Origin of the sequence: Azotobacter beijerinckii, from assembly GCF_900110885.1 — a bacterium.
Classification (GTDB): Bacteria; Pseudomonadota; Gammaproteobacteria; order Pseudomonadales; family Pseudomonadaceae; genus Azotobacter; species Azotobacter beijerinckii.
The window spans coordinates 1-9,699 of record NZ_FOFJ01000093.1 but is presented as its reverse complement, the minus strand read 5'-3'; the positions used below and the strand labels follow the sequence as shown (position 1 = coordinate 9,699).

Annotated in this window: 8 protein-coding genes, 1 rRNA gene and 1 pseudogene; 3 read left to right on the top strand and 7 right to left on the bottom strand. The window is 66.2% G+C overall.

Features of this window, described 5'->3' with window-relative positions:
* The first annotated feature begins 157 nt into the window (after window positions 1–157).
* A 5S ribosomal RNA gene (gene rrf, locus BMY22_RS21720) occupies window positions 158–273 on the top strand.
* 109 nt (window positions 274–382) lie between these two features.
* Here rrf and BMY22_RS21715 read toward each other — a convergent pair.
* The 6 genes from BMY22_RS21715 to BMY22_RS21690 all read right to left on the bottom strand — a co-directional run bounded on the left by BMY22_RS21715 (window position 383) and on the right by BMY22_RS21690 (window position 6,819).
* Window positions 383–1,249, bottom strand: coding sequence for an MBL fold metallo-hydrolase (locus BMY22_RS21715; RefSeq protein WP_090625359.1), 867 nt, complete (start codon window positions 1,247–1,249; stop codon window positions 383–385).
* A gap of 306 nt (window positions 1,250–1,555) precedes the next feature.
* Window positions 1,556–2,185, bottom strand: a complete 630-nt coding sequence (locus BMY22_RS21710; RefSeq protein WP_090625358.1) for a CoA transferase subunit B — start codon at window positions 2,183–2,185, stop codon at window positions 1,556–1,558.
* A 2-nt stretch (window positions 2,186–2,187) separates the two neighbouring features.
* A complete protein-coding gene (locus BMY22_RS21705) occupies window positions 2,188–2,886 on the bottom strand; it encodes a CoA transferase subunit A (protein ID WP_090625356.1) in 699 nt (232 codons plus the stop codon).
* A gap of 61 nt (window positions 2,887–2,947) precedes the next feature.
* Entirely contained in the window at window positions 2,948–3,721 is a 774-nt protein-coding gene (locus BMY22_RS21700; protein WP_090625355.1) for a 3-hydroxybutyrate dehydrogenase, read from the bottom strand.
* Between the two features lie 19 nt (window positions 3,722–3,740).
* Entirely contained in the window at window positions 3,741–5,132 is a 1,392-nt protein-coding gene (locus BMY22_RS21695) for a GntP family permease (protein WP_090625353.1), read from the bottom strand.
* 292 nt (window positions 5,133–5,424) lie between these two features.
* Window positions 5,425–6,819: a sigma-54 interaction domain-containing protein gene (locus BMY22_RS21690; RefSeq protein ID WP_090625352.1), complete on the bottom strand. Its 1,395-nt coding sequence runs from the start codon at window positions 6,817–6,819 to the stop codon at window positions 5,425–5,427.
* Window positions 6,820–6,988: 169 nt separating this feature from the next.
* Between BMY22_RS21690 and BMY22_RS21685 the strand changes: the two genes are divergently transcribed.
* Both BMY22_RS21685 and BMY22_RS21680 read left to right on the top strand, forming a co-directional pair.
* Window positions 6,989–7,747 (top strand): enoyl-CoA hydratase/isomerase family protein, encoded by a 759-nt coding sequence (locus tag BMY22_RS21685; protein WP_090625350.1) that lies wholly within the window; start codon window positions 6,989–6,991, stop codon window positions 7,745–7,747.
* A gap of 580 nt (window positions 7,748–8,327) precedes the next feature.
* Window positions 8,328–9,347, top strand: coding sequence for an amidohydrolase family protein (locus BMY22_RS21680; protein WP_208599370.1), 1,020 nt, complete (start codon window positions 8,328–8,330; stop codon window positions 9,345–9,347).
* A gap of 12 nt (window positions 9,348–9,359) precedes the next feature.
* Here BMY22_RS21680 and BMY22_RS24535 read toward each other — a convergent pair.
* Window positions 9,360–9,699, bottom strand: a pseudogene (locus tag BMY22_RS24535) (IS4 family transposase); the annotation flags it as partial.

The window sequence follows — 9,699 nt, the reverse complement described above, 5'->3', positions numbered from 1 at the left end:
TAACACCCAAACAATCTGGCCGACCGAAAAGGTCGCTACAGTGGGTGAGGTCTTAGCCGACTAAGCCGAAAATTTGGCTGGACCGCAAGGCTACCGAAGCAGAACATCACATACCCGATTCGGGGTGGCGCCGCAACGCGACATCCCAACCGAATTGCTTGACGACCATAGAGCGTTGGAACCACCTGATCCCATCCCGAACTCAGCAGTGAAACGACGCATCGCCGATGGTAGTGTGGGGTTTCCCCATGCGAGAGTAGGTCATCGTCAAGCGCTTATTGCAGACCCCCGAGCCGGACACGGCTCGGGGGTTTTTGCTTGGCTGGGCGGAATCAGAGTGATCAATCAAGGTGCTCTGGGAAATTGGTCTGCGCTCATTTCTTCACTCCGCCAATTGCACCACCTCGCCCTGGCTGTCGGCGAGACCGAAGCGGTTCTTGGCGTCGCGGGTCAGGCGGCCCATGGCGATCTTCGGGTCGTGGGTGAACACTAGGCGGCCGCCCCTGGCCTGTAGGTCTTCGAGCAGGGTGGTCTTTTCGTCGATCAGGCCTTCCGGGAAGCGGTCGTAGCCCATGGTAATCGGCAGGTGCACCCAGGGCGCACCGGGGACCAGGTCGCCGGCGAACAGCACCGGGCCGCCGGGCATCGCTACCTCGGGCAGCAACTGGCCGGGAGTGTGGCCGTCGCTGACGTGGAAGCGCCAGTCCGGGCCGAGCGTTTCGGAGGTCTGGCCGTCGTCGAGCAGCTTCAGGCGGCCGCTGGCTTCGAGCAGTTCGAGCAGCTCGGGAATGTAAGAGGCTCGGTCGCGGGCGTGGGGCTGGAGGGCGCGCTGCCACTGGCGGCGGCCGGTGATGAAGCGCGCATTGGGGAACAGCAGGCGCGGCGGCTGGCCTTCTTCCCAGGGGGCGAGTAGGCCGCCGGCATGGTCGAAGTGCAGGTGGGTGAGCACCACCACGTCGATATCGGCGTCGGACAGGCCCTGCGCGGCCAAGCTGTCGAGCAGCACGTGGCGACTTTCCTGCACGCCGTAGCGTTCCTTTAGCTCGGGGCTGAAGAAGGCGCCGATGCCGGTTTCCACCAGGATGTTGCGCCCGTCCTCGCGCACCAGCAGGGCGCGGCAGCCGAGGTCGATGCGGTGCAATTCGTCGGCCGGCATCCAGCGCTCCCACAGGGCGCGCGGGGCGTTGCCGAACATGGCGCCGCCGTCGAGCTTCTGGCTGTTGCCGAGCAGGGTGGTCAGGGTACGCATGGAGAGATCCTTCTTTGTTGTTGTGATCGGGCAGGTTCCGTGGCCAAGGCTAACCCCTGGGCAGCGTCGCTGCACAGGGGCTTGTGGGTGCGGCCTCGGCTGCGAAGGGCCGGCGTGGCTGAGGTCGCTTCTGTAGGGCAGATGCCTCTGCTGCCCGGCTGCACGAGCGCCTCGCTGGCGAAGCGCTCCGGAATAAAAAAGCGCGGCGCCCACAGGCAACCGCGCAAGCGACATGGGGCGGGATGGTCACGCGCCCATGCCGGAAGGGACTGGGAAGCCGGTACGCTACCGTCTTTTCACGACCAGTCAGGGCTGAACCGGGCAGCCGGTGGCTTCCTGCAACTGCTCGAAGGTCACCCCTTCGGCTAGCTCGACCAGCTTCAGACCCGCGTCGGTGACGTCGAGCACGGCCAGGTCGGTGATGATCCGGTCGACTACCCCGACGCCGGTCAGCGGCAGCTCGCAGCGCGCGAGGAGCTTGTGCGCGCCGCCCTTGGCGCAGTGCTCCATCAGCACCACCACGCGCTTGACCCCGGCGACCAGGTCCATGGCCCCGCCCATGCCCTTGACCATCTTGCCGGGAATCATCCAGTTGGCCAGGTCGCCATGCTCGGAAACCTGCATGGCGCCGAGGATCGACAGGTTGACGTGCCCGCCGCGGATCATCGCGAAGGAGGCGGCGCTGTCGAAGAAGCTGCTGCCGGGCAGGGTGGTGACGGTCTGCTTGCCGGCGTTGATCAGGTCCGGGTCGACCTCTTCCTCGGTAGGGAAGGGGCCGATGCCAAGCAGGCCGTTCTCGCTCTGCAGCCAGACCTCCATGCCCTCGGGGATGTAGTTGGCGACCAAGGTCGGCAGGCCGATGCCGAGGTTGACGTAGAAGCCGTCCTGCAGCTCCCGGGCGGCGCGCTGCGCCATTTGTTCACGAGTCCAGGCCATGGTCAGGCGCTCCGCAGGGTACGTTGTTCGATGCGTTTTTCCGGGCTGGGGTTGTGCACCAGGCGTTGCACGTAGATCCCCGGCAGGTGGATCTGGTCGGGGGCGAGCGCGCCGGTCGGGACGATCTCCTCGACCTCGGCCACGCAGACCCGCCCGGCCATCGCCGCCAGCGGGTTGAAGTTGCGCGCGGTCTTGCGGAACAGCAGGTTGCCGGCCTGGTCGGCTTTCCACGCCTTGACTAGCGCCACGTCGGCGGTCAGCGCGGTTTCCATGACGTACCACTGGCCATCGAACTGGCGGGTTTCCTTGCCTTCGGCGACCAGGGTGCCGTAGCCGGTCTTGGTGTAGAAGGCCGGGATGCCGGCGCCGCCGGCGCGCAGCTTCTCGGCCAGGGTGCCCTGGGGGGTGAACTCCAGCTCTAACTCGCCGGCCAGGTACTGACGCTCGAATTCCTTGTTCTCGCCGACGTAGGAGGAAATCATCTTGCGGATCTGCCGGGTGGCGAGCAGCAGGCCGAGGCCGAAGCCGTCGACGCCGGCGTTGTTGCTGATCGCGGTGAGGTCCTTTTTGCCGGAGTCGCGCAGGGCGGCGATCAGCGCCTCGGGGATGCCGCACAGGCCGAAGCCGCCGACGGCGAGGGTCATGCCGTCCGCCACCAGCCCGTCGAGGGCCGCGTGGGCGCTGGGATAGAGCTTGTTCATGGGATACCTCTTCTGGTTGTCGTTGGGGCCGTTGCGGGGGCGTATCAGGCCGCTGTCGTCATCACTGCGCCGCCCAGCCGCCGTCCATGTTCCAGGCCGCGCCGCGCACCTGGCTGGCGGCCTCGCTGCAGAGGAACAGCACCAGCTCGCCAAGCTGCTGCGGGGTGACGAACTCCAGCGACGGTTGCTTCTCGGCCAGCAGCTCGCGACGGGCGCCGGCGGCATCGCCGCTGGCTTGGGCGCGGGCGTCGATCTGCTGCTGTACCAGCGGCGTCAGCACCCAGCCGGGGCAGACCGCGTTGCAGGTGATGGCGGTCTGCGCAGTTTCCAGGGCGACCACCTTGGTCAGACCGAGCAGGCCATGCTTGGCGGCGACGTAGGCGGATTTCTGCGCCGAGCCGACCAGCCCATGCACCGAGGCGATGTTGACGATCCGTCCCCAGCCGCGCCGGCGCATACCCGGCAGGGCCAGGCGGGTGGTGTGGAAAGCCGAGGAGAGGTTGATGGCGAGGATGCTGTCCCAACGCTCCGGCGGGAACTCCTCGACCGGCGCCACATGCTGGATGCCGGCGTTGTTGACGAGGATGTCGACGGCGCCGAACTCGCTTTCGGCGAAGGCGACCAGTTCGGCGATCTGCTCGGGCCGGCTCATGTCCGCCGGGTGGTAGCGCACCTCGCCGCCGTGCCGGCGCACCGCCTCCAACGCTTGCGCGACTTCGCCGAAGCCGTTGAGCACCAGGTTGGCGCCGGCAGCGGCGAGGCTGTGAGCGATGCCCAAGCCGATGCCGCTGGTGGAGCCGGTGACCAGGGCAGTCTTGCCGTTGAGAGTTGTCATGGCTGTTCTCCTAGGGTTGTCAGACCAGGCCGGTGGCGTAGAAGGTGCCGATCACCACGAACACCGCCAGGGTCTTGATCAGGGTGATGCCGAAGATGTCCTTGTAGGCCTCGCGGTGGGTCAGGCCGGTGACGGCCAGCAGGGTGATCACCGCGCCGTTGTGCGGCAGGGTGTCCATGCCGCCGCTGGCCATCGCGGCGACTCGGTGCAGCACTTCCAGGGGGATCTGCGCGGCGTTGGCCGCGGCGATGAACGTATTGGACATGGCCGCCAGGGCGATGCTCATGCCGCCCGAGGCAGAGCCGGTGATGCCGGCCAGCAGGGTGACGGTGATCGCCTCGTTGACCAGCGGGTTGGGGATGCTCTTCAGCGCCTCGGCGAGCACCAGAAAGCCCGGCAGCGCGGCGATCACCGCGCCGAAGCCGTATTCCGAGGCAGTGTTCATCGCCGCCAGCAGCGAGCCGCCGACGGCGGTCTTGCTGCCTTCGGCCAGCTTGCTGCGCACGATGCGGAAGCTGCTCACCAGTACCAGCAGGATGCCCAGCAGCAGCGCGGCCTCCACCGCCCAGATGGCGGTGATCTTGGTCACGTCGGTCTGCACCGGCGCGGCCATGCCGGCCAGCTGCAGGCTGTGGGTCTTGCCGTACAACGCGGGAATCCAGCGGGTGAACAGCAGGTTGGCGACGCCCACAAGGAGCAGCGGGGAGAGCGCCAGCCAGGGGTTGGGCAGGGCGAGGTCCTCAGCGGTCTCCGGCTCGTTGCGCAGCTCGCTGCCGTAGCCCTCGCCGGCGGCGCGGGCCTTGCGCAGCTGGCGCTGCAGGTAGAGCAGGCCGGCCGCGAGGACGAACAGTGCGCCGATCAGCCCCAGCCAGGGCGCAGCCCAGGCGTTGGTGCCGAAGAAGGAGCTGGGGATAATGTTCTGGATCTGCGGAGTGCCGGGCAGCGCGTCCATGGTGAAGCTGAAGGCGCCGAGGGCGATGGTCGCGGGGATCAGTCGCTTGGGGATGTCGCTCTGGCGGAACATCTCGGCGGCGAACGGATAGACCGCGAACACCACCACGAACAGCGAAACCCCGCCGTAGGTGAGCAGGGCGCAGACCAGCACGATGACCAGCATGGCCTGGCGGGTGCCGAGCAGGCGGATCGCCGCGCTGACGATCGAGCGGGAGAAGCCGGACAGCTCGATCAGCTTGCCGAATACCGCACCGAGCAGGAACACCGGGAAGTACAGTTTGATGAAGCCGACCATCTTCTCCATGAACACCCCGCTGAAGGTCGGGGCCACCGCACCGGGGTCGGTCAGCAGCACGGCGCCGAGGGCGGCGATGGGGGCGAAGAGGATCACGCTGTAGCCGCGATAGGCGGCCAGCATGAGCAGGGCCAGGGCCGCGAGGGCGACGATGACGCTCATTGGACATCTCCTTGAGCCTGCCGGCGGCGAGCGGGAAGCCGTCAATGGCTTTCGCGGGAAGGACGCGTCACGGCAGGGTATTGTTCTTGTTGGGTTGCGGAGAACCGCGAAGTTCTTAATGGCGAATTCCGTGCCATTTATTCAGATCGTTGATTCGCAAGGATTTTTTTCGTGGCGCCGGTCGTTACTCGGTGCTTTGTTCCCAAAATTGGGAATAGCGTGGCGACCTGTCGGGCTAGATGGCCGATTAAACCTGGAAAAGGGGAATTCCCATTTTTGGGATGATTTCCCGTTATCGGGATGTGATGCCCAGGGAGGCCAACCGGCGGTACAGCGTGGAGCGGCTGAGCCCCAGGTGCTGCGCGGCCTCCAGGGCATTACCGGCGCTCGCCAGAGCGTTCTCCAGCAGCTCGCGCTCGAAGCGCTGCATGGCCTGCCGGTAGCTTTCGCCGGCGGCAGGCGAGGCCGGGGCGAGGGGGTGCTGCGGTCCCAGGGCGGCGGCCAGCATGCCTTCGTCCAGTCGTACGCCGTCGTTGAGCAGGGTGGCGCGCTCCAGCAGGTTGCGCAGCTCGCGGACGTTGCCCGGCCAGTCGTGGCGGGCGAGCCGGGTGAGGGCTTCGGGCGTCAGCCAGTGGCCGCTGCCGAGCTGTCCGAGAATGGTTTCGCAGAGTGCCGGCAGATCGTCCGGGCGCTCGCGCAGCGGCGGCAGGCGGATCGGCAGCACGTTCAGGCGGTAGTAGAGGTCGGCGCGGAAGCTGCCGCGGCGCACCGCCGCCTCCAGGTCGCAGGAGGTGGCGGCGATCAGGCGCACGTCGCTGAACAGGATCTCGTTGGAGCCGACCGGCTCGAACTCCTTCTCCTGCAGCACCCGCAGGAGCTTGCTCTGCAGGTGCAAGGGCATGTCGCCGATCTCGTCGAGGAACAGAGTGCCGCCCTGGGCGATCTGGAACTTGCCGGGCCGCGCCTTGCGACTGGCGCCGGTGAAGGCGCCCGGCGCCGTGCCGAAGAATTCGGCCTCCAGCAGGGTCTCGGGGATGGCCGCCATGTTCAGGCTGACGAAGGGCTTGCGGGAGCGCGGCGAGGCGGCATGGATGGCATGGGCCAAAAGCTCCTTGCCGGTGCCGGTCTCGCCGAGCAGCAGCACCGGCGCTTCGCTGGCCGCGCCGCGGCGGGCGCGGCGCTTGACCTCCAGGGCCGGGGCGCTGGTGCCGATGAACTGGGCGAAGTTGTAGCGGGCCTGGCGCGCCTGCAGCAGGGAGCGGGTCGAGGCCAGCTCTTCCTGCAGGCTCAGGTAGTGGCTGACCAGCGGCGAGAGGGTCTTCAGCTCGTCGAACAGGGCGAAGCCGATGGCGCCGATCAGACTGCCGTCCTCGTCGCGGATCGGCAGGCGCATGACCACCAGCGGGTCCTTCGGGGTGTCGAGCATGTCCAGCAGGATCGGCTGGCCGGTATGCGCCACCTCGCGCAGCAGGCTGCCGGGGATCACGTTCTCCACCGGCTGGCCGAGGGCCAGCGCCGGGTCGGCGAAACCGAAGCGCCGGGCGTAGCGTTCGTTGATCCAGACGATGCGTGCGTCGCGGTCGACGATCACCGTGCCCTCGCTGGACTGCTCGACGATCTCGAACAGCGAGCGCATCGCCTGCAGGCGGGTGCTCTGGTAGTCCTTGAGGCGGGCGGCAGAATTCATGGCGGGGCTCCGGGCGATGGCTGGCGACTGTCCTGGTGCGGACGTTCGCTCAAGAACGGCCGCACGGCAAGCCGGGCGGCCGATTAAAGGGCGACCATCGACGGGTTGAGGCCGGGCCGTCGTGGCTCGAAAATGGTTGGGATCGATTCGGTTCAGTCAGGAGTGACTCATGAGCGGCATCCCCCCTTCACTGGAAATTTCCGGCACCCTGGCGACCGTGCGCCTGCAGCGGCCGGACAAGGCCAACCGCCTGGAAGAGGCCGATCTGACGGCGCTGCTGGAGCATTTCGCGCGCATCGAGGCCGATCCGCGGGTGCGGGTCGTGCTGCTGCGCTCGTCGGGGCGGCATTTCTGCGCCGGCTACAGCTTCGACGACCTGGCCGCGGCCGGCGACGGCGGGCGCTTCGAGGACGTGGCCGACGCCCTGGAGAATCTGCGTCCTTTGACCATCGCGGAGGTGCAGGGCGGGGTTTTCGGCGGCGCCACGGACATCCTGCTGGCCTGCGATTTCCGCCTCGGCGGCCCGGCAGCGGAAATGCTCATGCCGGCGGCGCGCTTCGGCCTGCACCTCTATGCCGGGCTGTTCGAGCGCTACGTGTCGCGCCTCGGGCTGAACGCCGCCAAGCGGCTGATCCTCGCCTGCGAGAAGCTCGATGCGCGGGGCATGCTGGAGGCCGGCTTGCTCACCCATGGCTACGACAGCCCCGAGCGGCTGGCCGAAGCCAGCGAGGCGTTGGCTGCGAACCTCGCGGCGCTGGCGCCGCTGGCGGTGGCCGGAATGAAGCGCCATCTGAACGCGGTCGCCCGCGGTACGCTGGAGCGCACGGCCGTCGAGGCGGACGTGCGGCGCTGCGCGGCGTCGGCGGATTTCCAGGAGGGCCTGCGCGCGCTCAGGGAAAAGCGTCCGCCGCAGTTCGAGGGAGGCTGAACGACGACTCTCCAAACCGTCAGGGCGGCAAAAAGCAACAGATATCCTGATTGGCAATGAGCCTCAGCCATCCCGAATCACCCGCCGGGGGGGATGACGTGTAACGCGCGACCGCTACGAGGCGTCGCGCAGGCCGCGTGTGCAGATCGAATCGGCGGTTACGCGAATGCGCCCGGGTGTCGGGCCGCCTACTCGCGGAAGTTGAAGGCAGGGTAACGCCCGGCCAAGCGGGTCTTGAGATTGCCCAGGACCGTGTTGACCCGCTGGAACTATGCTGACCGGGTTGCGCCGTACAAGCAGGCGTGACTGCCAAGACCCTATAAAAAAACGATACCTGCTTAAATATTTCCCGGACGACGCCCAAGAGGCGTTTGCTTTAAGGTCGAATCCACTTCCATAACGGTGGTTCCTGGCGGTGATCGACTCTTTCGAAGCCGCGCAAGTCCCGTCTGATGCTGTTGAGGATCTGCTCTGGCGAACGACTGTCGATTTGCATCGACACGTGTCATGGCCGTTCGGGCATATACATCACGCCATGGATAAGCGAAGTCGCACATACTAATAAAATAAGGGTTTAAGCATGACGACGATTCTTGATTACACCGGCTTGTCCCGCCGCTCGCTGCTCAAAAAAGGTTCCGTTGTGCTGACCGCCAGCGCCGCGCTAAGCATGCCGATCCTGAGCCAGGCTGCATCACGCAACAGCATGCAGAGCGCGGACAAAGAAGACGCCGATCAATCGCCAGGCACAGTCATGGATTCCCAACTACTCAGTTTATTCTCGCAACCCAAGATCGATTGCCACCATCATATAATCGATCCAGTCCATTACCCCTATCCCGCTGACTCTACCTATCATCCGGCAGGGAATGAGCTGGGCCCGTCGGCGTATTACGAGCAGGTCATGCAGGCCTATGGCATTTGCCATTCAGTGATCGTGCAGCCGACCTCTGCTTACGCCTACGACAACAGTTGTCTACTGGACACTCTGACCCGCAACAAGGGCCGCCATAAGGGCGTGGTCGTGGTGCCGAACGACGTCTCCAGCGAGACGCTCGCGCAGTACAAGGTGCAGGGCGTAGTCGGTGTGGCGCTCAATGCCGCGCTGCTTGGCCCCGAGCGCTTCCTGAAGATCGACGCCCTGATGGGGCGCTTGGCCGAGCTGGACCTGTATGCCCAGATCCAGGTGAAGGACGATCAGCTGCTTGCGCTGCTGCCCTTGCTGCAACGCACGCGGTCCCGTGTGCTGATCGACCACTCCGGCCGGCCCGATGTCGGTGCCGGCTTGCAGCAGCCGGCCTTCCAGGCGCTGCTGTCCCTGGCCGGCAACGGACGTACCTTCGTCAAACTCTCCGGGCTGTCGCAATACTCCAGGGAGAGTTATCCCTATACCGATGCTCAGCCATATCAACTGGCGCTACTGGGGGCGTTCACTGCCGAAAACTGTGTTTGGGGCACCGACTGGCCATTCTTGCGCGCGCGTCAGAACATGGAGTTGGGCACCGTGCTGACAAACTTCGGCGAAATGTTCCCGAATGCCGGTGACCGCCAGAAGATTCTTTGGGAAACCCCCAAGCGCCTGTTCGGCTTTACCGCCTGAGAGGCACCCCTTTCAAGGTCTTTTACTTTTCGAGGCCTTGATGAGGCGGTCGGTGGAGACATGGGCGCGAGCCGTCGCGGCATCGACCCAGGCCTTGGGCTTTTCCACCTTGGGGCCGCGCTTACTGGTCGCCACCTGGCTGGGCTTGATCTGTCGTGCCAATGCCAACAGGCGCTGTGCCAGTGTGCTGGCCGAATCGTCGGCCCAGGCGGGCCAGTGCTCCACCGCCAGCGCGACGAGCATCCCCTCGTAACGGCTTCTGACCTGCACCGCCAGGTGGTAGGGGGACGCCTCCCAGCCCTCGGGAAGCCGTTCGCGATGTGCCTGTTCCACGCTGCGCTTGAGCACCGCC